General features: G+C 73.9%; 18 protein-coding genes. 11 read left to right on the top strand and 7 right to left on the bottom strand.

Going from position 1 to position 14303, the window contains the following annotated elements; genetic code table 11:
• The first annotated feature begins 65 nt into the window (after positions 1-65).
• The 5 genes from STRNI_RS33360 to STRNI_RS33340 are packed head-to-tail and all read left to right on the top strand — an operon-like array spanning position 66 to position 4246.
• Positions 66-626 carry an RNA polymerase sigma factor gene (locus STRNI_RS33360; protein ID WP_266448145.1) on the top strand — a complete coding sequence of 187 codons (561 nt, stop codon included), beginning with the start codon at positions 66-68 and terminating at the stop codon, positions 624-626.
• Complete coding sequence (locus tag STRNI_RS33355) at positions 623-1447, top strand: zf-HC2 domain-containing protein (RefSeq protein ID WP_174876463.1); 825 nt, start codon at positions 623-625, stop codon at positions 1445-1447. The genes STRNI_RS33360 and STRNI_RS33355 overlap by 4 nt, the downstream gene beginning before the upstream one ends.
• A 32-nt stretch (positions 1448-1479) precedes the next feature.
• On the top strand, positions 1480-2289 hold the full coding sequence (locus STRNI_RS33350; RefSeq protein WP_109888584.1) for an ABC transporter ATP-binding protein: 810 nt from the start codon (positions 1480-1482) through the stop codon (positions 2287-2289).
• Positions 2286-3683, top strand: a complete 1398-nt coding sequence (locus STRNI_RS33345; protein WP_277412555.1) for a hypothetical protein — start codon at positions 2286-2288, stop codon at positions 3681-3683. Before STRNI_RS33350 ends, STRNI_RS33345 begins: the two co-directional genes overlap by 4 nt.
• Positions 3680-4246 carry a hypothetical protein gene (locus STRNI_RS33340; protein ID WP_274734528.1) on the top strand — a complete coding sequence of 189 codons (567 nt, stop codon included), beginning with the start codon at positions 3680-3682 and terminating at the stop codon, positions 4244-4246. Before STRNI_RS33345 ends, STRNI_RS33340 begins: the two co-directional genes overlap by 4 nt.
• A 128-nt stretch (positions 4247-4374) precedes the next feature.
• Here the strand turns inward: STRNI_RS33340 and STRNI_RS33335 are convergent, their stop codons facing one another.
• Positions 4375-4566: a DUF1059 domain-containing protein gene (locus STRNI_RS33335; protein WP_018087706.1), complete on the bottom strand. Its 192-nt coding sequence runs from the start codon at positions 4564-4566 to the stop codon at positions 4375-4377.
• Between the two features lie 118 nt (positions 4567-4684).
• Between STRNI_RS33335 and STRNI_RS33330 the strand changes: the two genes are divergently transcribed.
• Positions 4685-5773, top strand: coding sequence for a methyltransferase domain-containing protein (locus STRNI_RS33330; RefSeq protein WP_266448159.1), 1089 nt, complete (start codon positions 4685-4687; stop codon positions 5771-5773).
• A gap of 87 nt (positions 5774-5860) precedes the next feature.
• Complete coding sequence (locus STRNI_RS33325; RefSeq protein ID WP_018087708.1) at positions 5861-6610, top strand: helix-turn-helix transcriptional regulator; 750 nt, start codon at positions 5861-5863, stop codon at positions 6608-6610.
• A gap of 13 nt (positions 6611-6623) precedes the next feature.
• On the opposite strand, the gene STRNI_RS33320 is transcribed toward STRNI_RS33325, so the two are convergent.
• Complete coding sequence (locus STRNI_RS33320) at positions 6624-7169, bottom strand: PadR family transcriptional regulator (RefSeq protein ID WP_159489810.1); 546 nt, start codon at positions 7167-7169, stop codon at positions 6624-6626.
• 90 nt (positions 7170-7259) lie between these two features.
• Here STRNI_RS33320 and STRNI_RS33315 point away from each other — a divergent pair, with 90 nt between their 5' ends.
• Both STRNI_RS33315 and STRNI_RS33310 read left to right on the top strand, forming a co-directional pair.
• Positions 7260-8315 carry an alpha/beta hydrolase gene (locus STRNI_RS33315; RefSeq protein ID WP_277412554.1) on the top strand — a complete coding sequence of 352 codons (1056 nt, stop codon included), beginning with the start codon at positions 7260-7262 and terminating at the stop codon, positions 8313-8315.
• Positions 8316-8439: 124 nt separating this feature from the next.
• Positions 8440-8892 carry a YybH family protein gene (locus tag STRNI_RS33310; protein WP_274734535.1) on the top strand — a complete coding sequence of 151 codons (453 nt, stop codon included), beginning with the start codon at positions 8440-8442 and terminating at the stop codon, positions 8890-8892.
• Positions 8893-8918: 26 nt separating this feature from the next.
• Here the strand turns inward: STRNI_RS33310 and STRNI_RS33305 are convergent, their stop codons facing one another.
• The 5 genes from STRNI_RS33305 to STRNI_RS33285 all read right to left on the bottom strand — a co-directional run bounded on the left by STRNI_RS33305 (position 8919) and on the right by STRNI_RS33285 (position 12875).
• On the bottom strand, positions 8919-9281 hold the full coding sequence (locus STRNI_RS33305; protein ID WP_266448167.1) for a DUF4333 domain-containing protein: 363 nt from the start codon (positions 9279-9281) through the stop codon (positions 8919-8921).
• Between the two features lie 5 nt (positions 9282-9286).
• Entirely contained in the window at positions 9287-9988 is a 702-nt protein-coding gene (locus tag STRNI_RS33300; RefSeq protein WP_109888599.1) for a hypothetical protein, read from the bottom strand.
• 229 nt (positions 9989-10217) lie between these two features.
• Positions 10218-10787: a histidine phosphatase family protein gene (locus tag STRNI_RS33295; protein ID WP_148588279.1), complete on the bottom strand. Its 570-nt coding sequence runs from the start codon at positions 10785-10787 to the stop codon at positions 10218-10220.
• Positions 10788-10830: 43 nt separating this feature from the next.
• Entirely contained in the window at positions 10831-11283 is a 453-nt protein-coding gene (locus STRNI_RS33290; protein WP_093647747.1) for a GNAT family N-acetyltransferase, read from the bottom strand.
• A gap of 86 nt (positions 11284-11369) precedes the next feature.
• Positions 11370-12875: an aminotransferase-like domain-containing protein gene (locus STRNI_RS33285; RefSeq protein ID WP_159489818.1), complete on the bottom strand. Its 1506-nt coding sequence runs from the start codon at positions 12873-12875 to the stop codon at positions 11370-11372.
• Here STRNI_RS33285 and STRNI_RS33280 point away from each other — a divergent pair.
• Together STRNI_RS33280 and STRNI_RS33275 are read left to right on the top strand one after the other, a co-directional pair.
• A complete protein-coding gene (locus STRNI_RS33280) occupies positions 12874-13839 on the top strand; it encodes a DMT family transporter (protein ID WP_274734540.1) in 966 nt (321 codons plus the stop codon). The two genes, STRNI_RS33285 and STRNI_RS33280, sit on opposite strands and share 2 nt — an antisense overlap.
• Positions 13840-14042: 203 nt before the next feature.
• Positions 14043-14252 (top strand): DUF1918 domain-containing protein, encoded by a 210-nt coding sequence (locus tag STRNI_RS33275; protein ID WP_018087718.1) that lies wholly within the window; start codon positions 14043-14045, stop codon positions 14250-14252.
• Positions 14253-14303: the final 51 nt, after the last annotated feature.

Raw genomic sequence — 14303 nt, 5'->3', positions numbered from 1 at the left:
GGGCGACTGTGACTCAGTTCACAGTAGATCCAGAACCTGCGCGCCGCACCGGGCGTCTGGCTGGTGTGAGATCACGCAGGAGAGCACTGGACGAACTGGACGAGGAACACCTTGTCCGGCTGGTGGCCAGAGGTGACCGCGGGGCGTTCGACGAGTTGTACCGGCGCACCTCGCCGTGGCTGGCGGTGCGGTTGCGCCGGCGCTGCGCGGACGAGCAGATCGTCGCCGAGGTCATGCAGGAGACCTATCTGGCGGTGTGGCGCGCGGCCGGCGCGTTCGCCGGGAGCGCGGTCGGCGGGACGGCCGTCGGGTGGCTGTGGACGATCGCGGCGCGTCGCCTCGTCGACGCGTTCCGGCGCCGTGCCCATCACGCCGAACCGCCGGTCGCCGCCGCCGAGCGGGCGGTGGTGCCCGCGGCGGAGGAAGAGGCACTCGCCGGGACCGTGGGCGGCGACGTCGGCGACGCCCTGCGGCGGCTGGCGCCGGAACTCCGAGAAGTGCTACGGGCCACGGTGCTCGACGGGCTCTCCATCCGGGAGACCGCCGTCCTGCTCAGACTGCCCGAAGGCACGGTCAAGACCCGCGCCCGCCGGGCCCGGATCGCGATGCGGGAGGCGCTGACATGAGCGGGGAACACGCGTCGAGGCAGTTGATCGACGACTACGCACGTGGTGACGCGACGATGGCCGCGGACACGGTATGGGCGTTGGAGGCCCATCTGGAGACCTGCGCGTTGTGCCGGAGCCACCTGGCGGCCTGTGTGGCCACCGAGGCGCCCGGCATCGCCGCGCTCGTCGACACCGTCCGGGCCGGTCTGGAACCGCAGTTGGACGCGGCCGCCAGGGCGCCCTCGCGGCGACACCGCCCGAGGTGGGTCGCTGCCTGGCTGACGCCGGTCATGGCCCCGTGGTTGGCCATGACCGTCCTCGTCACCCTGATGGCGCTGCTGCTGGACGCAGTCGCGCGGCCCATGTTCCTCGGCGGCGTCTCTCCCGTGTTGGCGATCGCACCCGTGCTGCCGCTGTGCGGTGTCGCCGCATCGTGGTCGCGCGGCCTGGACCCGGCGCACGAACTGACGGCCTCGACCGCCCGAGCCGGCCTGCCCCTGCTCCTCCGGCGCACCACGGCGGTTCTCGTGGTGGTCCTGCCCGCGCTCGTGGTGGAGGGATGGCTGACCGGAACGATGTCGGCCGCGCAGTGGCTGCTGCCCTCCCTGGCCTTCACCTCCACCGCCCTGGCGCTGGGCAGCGTGGTCGGCGTGACCCGCGCCGCCACCGGGCTGGTGGGCGCCTGGGGCGTCGTCGTGGTACTCGCCTGGGCCACCGACCACGGCCCCGTGAACCTGGAGCGTGTCCTGCAGCCGGACCAACTGCCCGCGTGGGGGCTGTTCTTGGCGCTGGGCATCGGCGCCGTGATCGCCCGCAGAAACGCGTACTCAACGCTGTGAAACCATCGTCGACCCTCGCAAGGGACTACCGCATGACACCCACCACGAGCGCGGCCGACACCGCGCCGAAAACCTACGCCTGGCAGATCCGGGCCAGTGGCCTGAGAGTACGCGTCGGACGGAAGAAGATGGCCGTCGACGGGCTCGACCTCTCCCTGGGCATCGGCACCCACGGCCTCCTGGGGCCCAACGGCGCGGGAAAGACCACCCTGATCCGGACGCTGGCCACCGTGCTGCGCCCCACCGAGGGCGAGCTGGAGCTGCTCGGCACCTCCCTGGGCAGGATGGTCGACCACCGGCCCCTGCGTCGCCGGATCGGCTACCTGCCGCAGGACTTCGGCTACTACAAGCGCTTCACGGTGCGCGAGTTCGTCGAGTACATGGCCTGGTTGAAGGAGGTCCCGAAGGCGGACGTCCCCGCGGCCGTCCAGCGCGCCGTGGAACGGGTGGGCCTGGCGGACCGCGCCGACCATCGGATGAAGACCCTGTCCGGCGGCATGGTGCGGCGGGCCGGCATCGCCCAGGCCATCGTCAACGACCCCGCGGTGCTGCTGCTGGACGAGCCGACGGCCGGCCTGGACCCGGCGCAGCGACTGCGCTTTCGCGAGCTGCTCCAGGAACTGGGCCGCGACACCTGTGTGGTCGTCTCCACCCACCTGGTCGAGGACGTCGCGGCCGCCTGCTCCGACGTGGTGCTCTTCGCCGACGGCCGCCTCGTCTTCCAGGGCACGCCGGAGGACCTGGCCGCGGCGGGCAGCACCGATTTCCCGGGCGACAGCCCCCTGGAGCGCGGCTACTCGGCGCTGCTGCGCAACTCCGGGCAGCGGGGAGGCGCCTGGTGACCGGACGTGTTCTGCGCATCGAGCTGAAGCGCTCCGTCGCCCCGTGGCCCGGCATCGTCGTCCTGGGCGGCAGCCTGGCGATCTTCTGTCTGTACGACGGGCTCTGGTGGAGGGGCACCGCGGGGTGGACGGCCCAGTGGACCTCCATGGCCCTGTGGACCCGGTCCCTGCTGACCTTCTTGTGGCCGCTCGCGGTGGGCACGGGAGCGGTGTACGGGCTGCGCGAACCCCGCTCGCGGATGGCCGAACTGCTGACGACCGTGCCGCGGCCGGCCTGGCGCCGTGCGGCGCTGCCGGCCGGTGCGATGGCGCTCGCGCTGGCGTCGGGCTTCGGCCTCCTGGTCCTCGTGGGCGGGGTCCAGGTGGCCCTCGGCCGGACCACCTACACGCCGCTCGACTGGCTGCCGATCTCACTCGTGGCGGCGCTGGCCCTCGTCGCGGGGGCGGTGTTCGGCATGGGCGTCGCGCGAGCCCTGCCCTCCGTGCTCACCCCGCCGGGCCTGGTCTTGTTCTTCCTCATGCTGACGGCCCTTCTACAGCAGAACAGTGACGGGACACTGCCGTCGAGCATCGCGCCGAACCGGCTCGCCCAGCTGCTCCCGGTGACCGCGGAGCCGCGGGAGATGCTGCTGACCCTGTCCGGCTCCGTGCACCTCGGTCAGACGCTCTGGCTGCTCGGCCTGCTCGCCACCGGCTTCGCACTGCTGTCGGCCGTGACCCGCCGGGCCCGGCTGCTCGCGGTGATCCCCGTCCTGGCCGGTGCGGCCCTGGCCCTGCTGGTCCTCCCGGCCGCCGCACGCGACACCTACGTCGTCGACAAGGCCGCCGCCGCCCTGGTCTGCGACGGACCGGTGTGCGTGACGCAGGCGAACCGCTCACGCCTGCCCGAGCTCGCACGGCGCGGCAAGGAGGCGCTGCGCGTGCTGCACGAGGTCCTGGGCGACAAGGCGCCGAACGCGGTGCGGGAGGACACCAGGCTGCGCGCGATCGCCGACAAACGCGAACCCTCCGGCGACGTGGTGCTGGTCGACTTCGACGACCGGCTGCTCGCCGATGCGACAGGTGAGAAACTGACCCGCGCGCTGATCGCCCAGGGTCTGGCACCCAGCTGCTACGGGAACAACGACCGGGAGGGCGGGGGGCGAGGCAACGTCCCTGTCCAGAGCGTCGCCGTGAGCTGGGCCCTGCACGATTCCCGGCTCCAGCCGCTGGCGGAGAGGGGCAGCGACCCGTACTTGCGCACGATCTGGCTGGACGCCGACGTCGCCTGGCAGAGGCTGACGGCGCTGTCACCGGCCGAGCAGCGCTCGCGGATCGCCGAACTGCGCACCGCCGGCCTCTCCTGCGCGGCGGACCGCCAGCTCGCGGTGCTGGCGGGCAAGGCGACGCGATGAGGTGGCTGATCCTGTACGGCCGTTCACGGCAGGTGCCCGCCTCGGCCGCCGCGGTCGCGCTCGTCGCGCTGGCGGTGTGGACCCTCCACGGCCCAGGACCGGTGGATCAGGCGATGGCGGTCCTGGTCCTCACCGCGAACGTGGCGGCCGCTTCCGTCGGGCTCGGTGGGTGGGACGTCGTGCTGGAGAGGACGGCCGCGATCCGGTGGATGCCCCGCCGGGCGGCGCACGTGCTGCTGGCCGGCGCGTGCGCCGGTGCGGCGCTGCTGACGGTCCAGGCGGCGGGAGTGCAGCTCGCCCCCACCGAGGTCGTCGTCCGGGACAGCGCGGGCCTGGTCGGCCTGGCCGCGCTCGGGGCGGCGCTGTGCGGGGCACAGTTCGCATGGACCCTGCCGACCGGCTGGCTCGCGTTCACCCTCTTCGGACCGCCTCCGGGCGGCACCGCGGGAGACGTGGTCATGTGGATGATCTCTTCCCCCGCCACGACGGCGTCCACCGGGACCGCGTGGGCCCTGTTCGCGAGCGGCACCGTGGTGTACGCCATCGCAGGACCAAGACGGTAACGGACACGCCCCGCGCCGAGCGCTTCAGCCGGCGAAGCCCGCCGGCTGAAGCGCTCAGTCACCGCGACGACGCCCGGGCACCGCGCGACCGCCGCCCCGGGTCAGGGGCGGCGTGTCGGACGGGCGCGTCAGGCGTGCTGCGGAATCTCGTCCTTCAGTGACGCCCTGATCTGCTCCCGCAGCTCCGGGCTGTCCGTGTGGCCGTGGACGGAGACCGCGTGCTCGCTGGCGGCGCGGACCACTTCCTCCTCCTCGCCGACGATGACGAGGGTGCAGTTCATCTCGCTCGGGTAGTCCCGGCAGTCGACCTTCTTCCGCATGGTGCACCTCCTCTCCTCCAGTGTCGGCCGGTCGTCGCCCCCGGCCGTATACGGCGAATCCCGTATGGCGCGCGGGGCGGCCGGACTGCTGCAGTGAGAGGACGAGGAGGTGAGGGCCATGGCGACATCCGCCGAGGTCACCTCGGGCGCGGCCCCGGACCGGGACCGGGTGCAGGCGTTCCTGGAGAGAGTGATCACCGACGCCGGTGCCGCGGTCGCGGGTCTGTGCACCTCGCTCGGCGACCGGCTGGGCCTGTACACCGCCATGGCCGGTGCCGGTCCGCTCACCTCCGCCCAGCTCGCCGCCCGCACCGGGCTGGCCGAGCGCTATGTCCGCGAATGGCTGGCCGCCCAGGTCGCCGGCGAGTACGTCAGCTATGCGCCGGACGCCGGCACCTACCTGCTGCCCGCCGAGCACGCCGCGGTCCTGGCGGACCCGGAACTGCCCACGTACGCGGCGGGTTTCTTCACCGCGATGCAGGCGCTCTACGCCACCGAGGACACCCTCATGGAGGCGTTCCGCACCGGCGAGGGCGTCGGCTGGGAGGAACACGGCCCGGCGCTGTTCGCCGGCACCGCGAAGTTCTTCCGCCCCGGCTACGCGGCCGCCCTGGTCCCGGAGTGGCTGACCGCGCTGGACGGTGTGGTGGAGAAGCTGGAGCGCGGCGCGCGCGTCGCGGACGTCGGCTGCGGCTACGGCTACTCCACGACGCTGATGGCCCGGGCCTTCCCCCGCTCGCACTTCCACGGCTTCGACTTCCACCGCCCGTCCATCGAGGCGGCCCGCGGTATCGCGGACGAGGCGGGGCTGGGCGACCGGGTCAGCTTCGAGGTCGCCACCGCCCAGGACTTCCCGGGCGAGGACTTCGACCTGATCACGTTCTTCGACTGTCTGCACGACACCGGCGATCCGGGCGGTGCGCTTCACCACGCCGAGGAGACCCTGGCCGACGGCGGGACCTGCATGGTCGTCGAGCCGAACGCCTCGGCGAACGCCCAGGAGAACGCCAACCCCGTCGGCCGGGCGCTGACCGCCGCCTCGGTCGCCGTCTGTCTGCCGTCCGCGCTGGCCCAGCACGGTCCGCGGGCACTGGGAAACCACGCGGGTGAGGAGGCGATGCGGGAGATCGCCGACGAGGCCGGACTCCACCACTGGCGACTCGCCGCCGAGAGCCCCGTCAACCGCGTCTATGCCGTCGGGCGTTAAGGCGCCTGACGCGCCCGGCCGGTCTTCCCCCGGCCGGCCGGGTGGCCCTCGCTTGACGGGCCCCTGCCCCCTCGGCACGCTGGACATATGACCGCGGCCGCGGAGGCCGGCCTGCGACGCATTCTCGCCGTCGTGGACCTCCTGATCGATGCCGTCGACGAGGAGACCCTTGTTCCGGCACTGCTCCCGCTGCTGCTCGGCGCCGTCCCCGGCGACAGCATCATCTGGTCTCCCCGTGCCGGCTCCGCCGACCGCCCGCTCACACTGCCCGCCGGTCTGCTGACCCCGGACGTACAGGCAGCGTTCGCCCGGGAGGCGGCGGCGGACTCCCTGGTCACCCACACCACTCTCGGCTCCGGCGTCCCGATGCGGCGCTCCACGCTGCAGACCCGCACCGAGTTCCACGCCCTCGCCGCCTACGCCGATGTCTACCGGCCGTTCGGCGCCGAGCAGCAGCTCGCGATGTCGTTCCCCGCGGGCTACGCCGCCGGCCTGCCGCGCAAGGTCTGTGTGGCGATCAACCGCAGCGGCAGCGACTTCTCCGACGACGATGTGGCGGCCGCCGCTCTGCTGCGCACCCGGCTCAGCCGCGTGCTCCACCGGCTCGCCCCGCCGACGCCACCGCCCTCCCCCGTCACCCACCGGGAGTCGGCCGTACTCGCGCTGCTCGCCCGGGGGCTGACGAACCAGCAGATCGCCCACCGGCTGGCGATCAGCCCGCGCACCGTCGACAAGCACCTGGAGCACGCCTACGCCAAACTGCGGGTGAGCAGCCGGGTCGAGGCGGCGAACGCCTGGCTGACCCGCGATCAGGCGGCGGTGCGGCTCGGGCCGTAGGCCGCCTCGCGGATCAGCCGTCGAGCCGCTCCGGGTCGGCGGCCACCGACTCCCAGAACTCGGCATGGGCCCGCTCGTGCAGCACACCCAGCCGCAGCAGCCGCGCGCGGGAGCGCTGCCGGGAGTCCGCCGACGGATCGAGATCACCGCGCAGCGACGCATAGTGCGCGAGCCACTTCCGGTGTCGCTCGGCCTGCTGAGTGGCCAGCGCGACGATGTCCGCGGGGTCGCCGAGATCGGCGAAGAACAGCTTCAGCTGCGCCGGGTCACGGGTTTCCGCCTCGGCCGTGTCCGGGTCGGCCAGCCAGCGCTCCAGGGCGGCGCGGCCGGCGTCGGTGAGGTGGAAGATCCGCCGGCGGCGGCCCTCCGTCTCGGCCTCTTCCCGGAGCAGGCCGGCCTGCGCCAGCTCCGCCGGAATCCGGTAGAGCTGCGCATGCAGGATCGGCCAGAAGGGCTGAATGTCGTCCTCGACCCGGGCCTTGAGCTCGTACGGGGTCATCGGCCCGTGCCGGGCGATCAGACCGAGCACGACATATCTCGCCGGGGTGAACTCCGCCATCCGTCGCTCCTCGCTCCCCTTGACACCATCTCAATGGGACCATACCGTCCATCCCGCCGAGACCATATCAATGAGAGGATGGCGATCCGGATGCCAGGGAACGGGGGCTGCGGAGTGGACGCAGGAGACCTGAGGGACACGAAGGACGCGGGAGGTCCGAGGGGCGGGGCGGGGGCCGCGACGGAGCCCGGCGCGCGCCCGTATGTCCATCCGGAACTGGCCGCCGCCTTCGCAGCGTTGCCGGAGCGGCCGGAGAATCCGTACGCCGACGCCGAGGCGGTGCGCGCCGGTTTCCGGGCGCTGATGGCACCGCGGATGCCCGCCCACGACCCCCGGGTCACCGTCCGGCACGCCTCCGTCCCCGGGCCGGACGGCAACACCGTCGAGGTGCAGGTACTGCGTCCGGCCGGGGCCGAGGGGGTGCTGCCGGGGGTGCTCTATGTGCACGGGGGCGGCTTCGTGTACGGGGAACTGGACGGGCCAAGCCCCATGGCGCGCGACGCCTGCGCCGCCGCCGGTGCGGTCGTGGTCAATGTCCACTACCGGCTGGCGCCCGAGCACCCGTATCCGGCCGGCGCCGAGGACTGCTACGCCGTACTGGAATGGATGGCCGCGGCCGCGGGTGAACTCGGCCTCGACGCCGGGCGGATCGCCGTCACCGGGGCGTCCGCGGGCGGCTGTCTGAGCGCCGCGCTGTGCCTGATGGCCCGCGACCGCCGGGGGCCGCGGATCGCCTTCCAGTGCCTGCTGGTCCCCTGCCTCGACGACCGGGGCGGCACCGCCTCGGCCCGCCGGGTCGACGATCGCCGCATCGTCAACGGCACCGGCATGCGGCACACCTGGGACACCTACCTGGGCCCCGGCCGAGGCCCCGACGTCCCCGCGTATGCGGCGCCCGCCCGCGCCACCGACCTCTCCGGCCTCCCGCCCGCATACCTCCTCACCTGCGGGCTCGACCCCCTGCGGGACGAAGGGCTCGACTACGCCCGCCGGTTGACGGAGGCCGATGTGCCGGTCGAGGTCAAGGACGTCCCCGGCGCCTGGCACTTCTTCGAGGCGTACGTGCCGGAGAGCGGCCCGGCGCGACGGACCACGGCGCACTGGCTGGCCGCACTGCGCAGCGCGCTGACGGAGGACGACGCGTAGCCGGCGGCCCCGCCGGCTCGTGCGGCTCGTGCGGCTCCCGCCGATGAGTTTCCGTACCCGCCGGGGTCTACCCGTCGGACAGAGATTCCGGCGCCGCGGGCGCCGTCCGACGGGAGGATCCCTCATGACCACCGACATCGCGCGCCCGACGGACGAGGCACAGATCCGGGAGCTGCTGGCGGACCGGGCGGAGGCGACGAAGGAGCGGGACGCCCGGCGGTTCCTGGCGTCCTGTGCGCCGGACCTCGTGGACTTCAGTCTCGCTCCCCCGCTGCAGCACAAGGGGCCCGAGGCACTGGATCAGCAGGCCGTCGAGGCCTGGTACGCGACCTGGGACGGGCCGATCGAGGTGACGCTCACCCAGGTCGAGATCACGGTCGGCGGCGATGTCGCGTTCGGCCACAGCATCAACCGGATGCACGGCACGAAGACCGGCGGCTTCGAGGTGGAGCTGTGGAGCCGCTCCACCGTCGGCCTCCGCAAGACCGACGGCGCGTGGAAGATCACGCATACGCACGACTCGGTGCCGTTCCTGATGGACGGGTCGGGGCTGGCCGCCCTGGACCTCAAGCCGTAGGGCGCGCCCAGGCCGGCCGGCGCCGGTCAGCGGGGCAGGGAGTGGCGCCGGTAGGTGACCAGGTTGTGGCGGACGCGGGTGACCTCGACGGTCAGATGGCGGTCCAGGCCGATGGGGAAGTGTGCCGTACAGCTCACCTCGTCGTTCCGTACCGGGCGCAGGTCACCGGAGCAGTGCACGGCGTCGGGCCCGTTGCGGAAGGGGAGGGTGAGCTGGCCGCTGATGGTTCTGGCGATCTCGGTGCGCAGCACGGTGTGGGTGCCGCCGTCGACCTCGCTGGTGGCGTCGCGGTCGCGGAGCCGGGCGGCGGCGAGCGCGAGCACGCCCGCCACGGCGAGGGCCGCGAGGAGACCGAGGACGAGGGCGCGCCGTGGCGGAGGTGCGCTCACCGCCGTCAGCTCCGGTCGCCGCGGGTGCGCCGGCGGCGGGCCAGGGCGCCCCAGCCGGCCGCGGCCAGCAGCACCACTCCGCTGAGCGCCGTGGCCGCCCGGCCGGAGCCGGCCGCGCCGCCGAGGCCGGTGTCCGCGCCGCCCTGCGGAACGACCTCACCGGCGTCACCGGAGACGACCATGGTGCCGGTGACGGTCCTGCGGCCGGCGCCGTGTTCCGTCCCGCGCCCTCCGCCGTCGGCGTCACCGCGCTCCGCGCCGTATGCCTCGCCCTGTTCCTCGTCGCCGGTCCGGTCCGTGTCCGTGGCGCTCTGCCGGGCACCTGACGTGCTGCCGCAGGTGATGGTGACCCGGTACGAGCCGGGCGCGGTGCCCTCCGGCATGATCGCGCTGCCGCCCATCCGGTCGCTCCGGGGGCTCAGCTGCATCGCGGGGATGTCACCGTCGAAGGTGGCCTCCGCGGTGTCGCCCGGGCAGGTGCCGCCGTCGTGGACGGAGAAGGTGCCGCCCGGTGCCACCGGGTCGGGCTCGACGACCACCGCGTGCGAGGTGTCCACGGCGGGGGCGGCCTCGGAGACGGCTTCGCTCACCGTCCCGGAGACGGCCTCGGTGGCGGCGTCGGCACCGTCGCCGTCACCGAAGAGCATGACGGACACCGCCAGCGCGCCGGCCGCCAGGGCGTACAGAGGAATGTGGCGTATGTGCATAAACCGAGAGAAGCGCCCGGCCCGGCGGTACGCACCTCGATGGGGTGCGCCGCCCGGGTCCAACTGCCCCGGAAGACACCCGCCTTCTACGCCTTTCCGCAGGTCACACGGGTGCGTACGCCCCGGACGGCGGAACCGGACGGCTGGGCTTTCCGGGTGGTGCCCCCGGGCGGCCCGGTGGCGGCCGGGGCGCGCCCGGTCGGGCGGCGCCGCGTGACCGGGCGCCGCCTCACGCCTCCAGCAGGAGGTCCCACTTGCCGGACCGGCCGGTGAGGGTGATCACCGAGAGCGGCTGGACATCGATGCGCCAGTAGGCATGCGGCGGCGCCTGGAACACATAGACCAGGGCGGCGCGGACGACGGCGGGTTCGGCGACCGCGAGCAGCCCGGCGGCGTCGTCGGCCGGCCGGGTGTCCAGCCAGCCGCCGATCCGGGTGATGAACTCCAGCAGCGACTCCCCGCCGTGCGGTGCGGAGCGCGGATCGGCCAGCCAGGCTTCCACCGCGCGGGGTTCGGCGGCGGTCACCTCACCCAGCGTGCGGCCGCGCCAGCGCCCCATGTCGCAGTCGCGCAGGGCCGGCTGGGCGAGCGGGCGCAGACCGAGGGCCTCGCCGGTCTGCCGGCAGCGGGCGGACGGCGAGCAGTAGCGGAGTTCGGCGGCGGCGAGCCGGCACAGGACGGGGGCCGCCCGCTCCGCCTCGTGCCATCCGGCGGCGTCGAGGGGGCGGTCGTCGTCGAACCGTGTCTCCAGCAGCGAGGAGTTACGGGCCGCGGCGAGCAGCTTGAGTCGAACGCTCATCCGCCGATGGTAAGAGCAGCGCCGCCCGCGCGGCCCCCGTTGATCACATTTCGACAGGACCCGGGTCGATCAGCCCGAGGGTCATCCACTGCTCCGGGGCCACCAGGGCGCGGAAGCCGATCTTCTCGTACACACCGTGGGCGTCCTTGGTGGCGAGCGTCAGCCGGCTCAGCCCGCAGGGCGTCAGATGGTCGGCGATGGCCTCGACCAGGGCCGTGCCCAGGCCCTTGCCGCGGTCGTCCCGGCAGATGTAGACGTCGCAGAGCCAGGCGAAGGTGGCGTGGTCGGTGACCACCCGGGCGTACCCGGCCTGGCGGCCGGAACCGGAGGCGTACAGGCCGAAGTTGAGCGAGCCCGCGACGGCGCGGTCATGCAGCTCCCGGGGGCGGTCCACGGCCCAGTAGGCGTCGGTGGCGAGCCAGTAGTGGACCAGGTCGGTGTCCAGGCGGACCGGGTCGGTGGAGATCTCGTAGCCGTCGAGGGCGCGATCATTCATGCCGGGAGGTTGGCAGAAGGGCGGGGCCGGCGTCGAACCGGTATACGAGAGCCGCGGCCCGGCGGCCGGCCGCCTTTCCCCCGCCGTCAGCTCACCGGCACTCCCAGCTCCTCGCACGCCGTCCGGAGCCGGCGGACGCCCTCCGTGATCTCGCCGGTGCCGGACGCCGACGCGAAGCTCAGCCGCAGATGGGCGGCCGGCGGCTCGGCGGGGAAGTACGGGCGGCCGGCCGCGACGGCGACGCCCGCCCGCAGCGCCGCACCGGTCAGGGCCCCCTCGTCGGTACCGTCCGGCAGCCGCAGCCAGAGGTGGTAGCCGCCCGGCGGGACATAGAGGCCGCCGGGCGCAGCGTCGTGGCCGTACGCCGCCCCGGTCCCCGGCTCCGGCCCGGCGAGCGCGGGCAGCTGCTGGTGCAGCGCGGCGGTCAGGGCGTTCCGGCGGGCGGTCAACTCACCGGCGATCAGCCGCAGATGGCGGGGCCAGGCGGGCGATCCGACGAGTTCCAGGGCGGCTTCCTGCAGCGGCCGGGGCACGAAGAAGCTGTCGACGACCTGGATGGCGCGCAGCCGGTCGAGCACCGGTCCGCGGGCCGCCAGGGCGCCCACCCGCAGATTGGCCGAGGTGGCCTTGGTCAGCGAGCGGACATGGACGACCGTGCCGTCCCGGTCGTCGGCGATCAGGGTCGGCGGAAGCGTGGGGGCGTCCCCGTGGACCAGCAGCCGCGCGAAGTCGTCCTCGATCACGAAGGCGCCCGCCGCGCGGGCCACCCGCAGCACCTCGCGCCGCCGCTCGGCGGCGAGCACGGCGCCGGTCGGGTTCTGGAACAGCGGCTGGCAGACGAACAGCCGCGCGCCACTGACGCGGAAGGCGTCGGCGAGCAGATCCGTACGGACCCCGTCCGCGTCGAGCGGTACGGGCACCGGCCGCAGCCCGGAGGCGCGGGCCACGGCCAGCATGCCCGGGTAGGTCGGGGACTCGACCAGCACCGGAGCGCCGGGCGCGGCGAGGGCCCGCAGCGCGGCGGTCAGCGCGCTCTGGCCGCCCGCGGTGACCAGGACATCGCTGGCGGCGAGCGGGCCGCCGGACCCGGCGATCTCCCGCGCGAACCAGGCCCGCAGCTCCGGGACCCCTTCGACCGGGGGCCGCCCCCAGACACCCGGCCGCCGCCCGGCGCGGGCCAGTGCGGCGGCCAGGGCGCGTTCGGGCTGCAGATCGGAGTGCAGATAGCCGCCGTTGAGCTCGATGACGCCGGGGCCCGGGACGCCGAGCGTGGCCACCACGCCCGAGGCGTCGACGCTGCGCGGGACCTGGTCGCCGCCCGGCTCCGCGCTCAGCGCGATCTCCTGCCAGGAGGTGTCGACCGGCCGGGGCGCCTCGCTGCGCGGCTCGGCCCGGAAGGCCCCGGCGCCCGGGCGGGTGGTGACCAGGCCCTCCGCCGCCAGCTCGGCGAGCGCCCGGGAGACGGTCACCGGGCTGACCCGGTGCCGCTCCACCAGCGCACGACTGGAGGGCAGCTTCTCACCGGGAGAGTAGCGATTCAGCTCCGCACGGAGGATCGCGGCCAGTTCGGCACCACTGCTACGCTCTTGCATGAGAAGCAACGATAGCGCTACTGCAACCGTCACGATAGCGGTCAGCACCCCGGACACCGCCGGCCAGGACACCCCGACGGCGGCCGCCACCCCCGCCCGCGGCACCCTCGTCAGCCGCGGTGCCCTGCTCGCCGCCCTCGGCGTGGCCGCCTTCTCGCTGACCTTCCCCGCGACCGCCTGGGCGCTGGAGGGCATGGGCCCCTGGACGGTGGTGATGCTGCGCAGCGTGCTGGCCGCCGTACTGGCCGGCGGCGCGCTCACCGTCTTCCGGGTGCGCCTGCCGGAGCGGCGCCACTGGACGGGTATCGCGGTGGTCGCCGGCGGTGTCGTCCTCGGCTTTCCGCTGCTGACCACCCTCGCCCTGCAGACCTCCACCACCTCGCACGCGGCCGTCGTGATCGGCCTGCTGCCGCTGACCACGGCCGCCTTCTCGGCCGTACGAACCGGGGCCCGGCCCTCCCGGACCTTCTGGATCGCCTCGCTGGTCGGCGCCGTCGTCGTCATCGGCTTCGCCGTGCAGCAGAGCGGCGGGGCGCCGGGCCGCAGCGATCTGCTGTTGTTCGCGGCGCTGCTGGTGTGCGCGGCGGGATACACCGAGGGCGGCCGGCTCGCCCGCCACATGCCGGGCTGGCAGGTGATCGGCTGGGCGCTGGTCCTGGCGCTGCCGGTGACGGTGGCGGGCGCCGCGGTAGCGCTGTCCACCGAGCCGCTGCGGCTCACGGCGCATGCGATCGGCGGACTGCTGTGGCTGGCGACCGGGTCGCAGTTCCTCGGGATGGTCGCCTGGTACCGCGGTATGGCCGCGATCGGCATCCACAAGGCGAGCCAGCTGCAGCTCGCCCAGCCGCTGCTGACCCTGGTCTGGTCCGTGCTGCTGCTGGGCGAGCAACTGCCGCCGGCCGCCCCGGCGGCATCGCTGGCGGTCCTGGCGTGCATCGCGGTCACCCAGCGGTCCCGCGGGTGACGGCCGCGTCGCCGGAAGGGGACGAGTCGGCACTTACCGGGTGCAGCCGCCGCCTGCGGACGTAAACTTGCCGCGACGGCAGATACCGCCGCCCGGGCCGCTCCCGGCCCGTGAACCGTTGAAACCGTTGGCCGTTCAACCGTTGGCCGTCACGCTGTCGGCCGAACCGGTCGCACGGCCGCCCCGAAGCGGGGAGGACCCTCATGCACGCAAGCAGGGGCGACCGGCTGGTGGTGCACGGCAGGACCGTCGGGCATCACGACCGGGTTGTCGAGATCATCGAGGTACTGGGCACGAACGGCGACCCGCCCTACCGTGTCCGCTCCGAGGACGGGCATGAGGCGATCATGTCGCCCGGCCCCGACTCCGTCGTCCGGCACGGCAAGACCACCGACGTGGACTCCGGCCGGTAGCCGGACCCCGTACACGGATCGCCACCGCGGCCGTGCGGACGGCTGTGCCGC

This window comes from Streptomyces nigrescens (assembly GCF_027626975.1).
Lineage (GTDB): Bacteria > Actinomycetota > Actinomycetes > Streptomycetales > Streptomycetaceae > Streptomyces > Streptomyces nigrescens.
The sequence above is the reverse complement of the archived record's forward strand: the minus strand, read 5'-3'. Positions and strand labels throughout refer to the sequence as shown.

What these genes read in the sequence shown, in the direction of transcription:
- STRNI_RS33355 (WP_174876463.1), top strand. Translation starts at nt 623, where the DNA reads ATGAGCGGGGAACACGCGTCGAGGCAGTTGATCGACGACTACGCACGT.
- STRNI_RS33350 (WP_109888584.1), top strand. Translation starts at nt 1,480, where the DNA reads ATGACACCCACCACGAGCGCGGCCGACACCGCGCCGAAAACCTACGCC.
- STRNI_RS33340 (WP_274734528.1), top strand. Translation starts at nt 3,680, where the DNA reads ATGAGGTGGCTGATCCTGTACGGCCGTTCACGGCAGGTGCCCGCCTCG.
- STRNI_RS33335 (WP_018087706.1), bottom strand. Translation starts at nt 4,566, where the DNA reads ATGCGGAAGAAGGTCGACTGCCGGGACTACCCGAGCGAGATGAACTGC.
- STRNI_RS33330 (WP_266448159.1), top strand. Translation starts at nt 4,685, where the DNA reads ATGGCGACATCCGCCGAGGTCACCTCGGGCGCGGCCCCGGACCGGGAC.
- STRNI_RS33325 (WP_018087708.1), top strand. Translation starts at nt 5,861, where the DNA reads ATGACCGCGGCCGCGGAGGCCGGCCTGCGACGCATTCTCGCCGTCGTG.
- STRNI_RS33320 (WP_159489810.1), bottom strand. Translation starts at nt 7,169, where the DNA reads ATGGCGGAGTTCACCCCGGCGAGATATGTCGTGCTCGGTCTGATCGCC.
- STRNI_RS33315 (WP_277412554.1), top strand. Translation starts at nt 7,260, where the DNA reads ATGCCAGGGAACGGGGGCTGCGGAGTGGACGCAGGAGACCTGAGGGAC.
- STRNI_RS33310 (WP_274734535.1), top strand. Translation starts at nt 8,440, where the DNA reads ATGACCACCGACATCGCGCGCCCGACGGACGAGGCACAGATCCGGGAG.
- STRNI_RS33300 (WP_109888599.1), bottom strand. Translation starts at nt 9,988, where the DNA reads ATGCACATACGCCACATTCCTCTGTACGCCCTGGCGGCCGGCGCGCTG.
- STRNI_RS33295 (WP_148588279.1), bottom strand. Translation starts at nt 10,787, where the DNA reads ATGAGCGTTCGACTCAAGCTGCTCGCCGCGGCCCGTAACTCCTCGCTG.
- STRNI_RS33290 (WP_093647747.1), bottom strand. Translation starts at nt 11,283, where the DNA reads ATGAATGATCGCGCCCTCGACGGCTACGAGATCTCCACCGACCCGGTC.
- STRNI_RS33280 (WP_274734540.1), top strand. Translation starts at nt 12,874, where the DNA reads ATGAGAAGCAACGATAGCGCTACTGCAACCGTCACGATAGCGGTCAGC.
- STRNI_RS33285 (WP_159489818.1), bottom strand. Translation starts at nt 12,875, where the DNA reads ATGCAAGAGCGTAGCAGTGGTGCCGAACTGGCCGCGATCCTCCGTGCG.
- STRNI_RS33275 (WP_018087718.1), top strand. Translation starts at nt 14,043, where the DNA reads ATGCACGCAAGCAGGGGCGACCGGCTGGTGGTGCACGGCAGGACCGTC.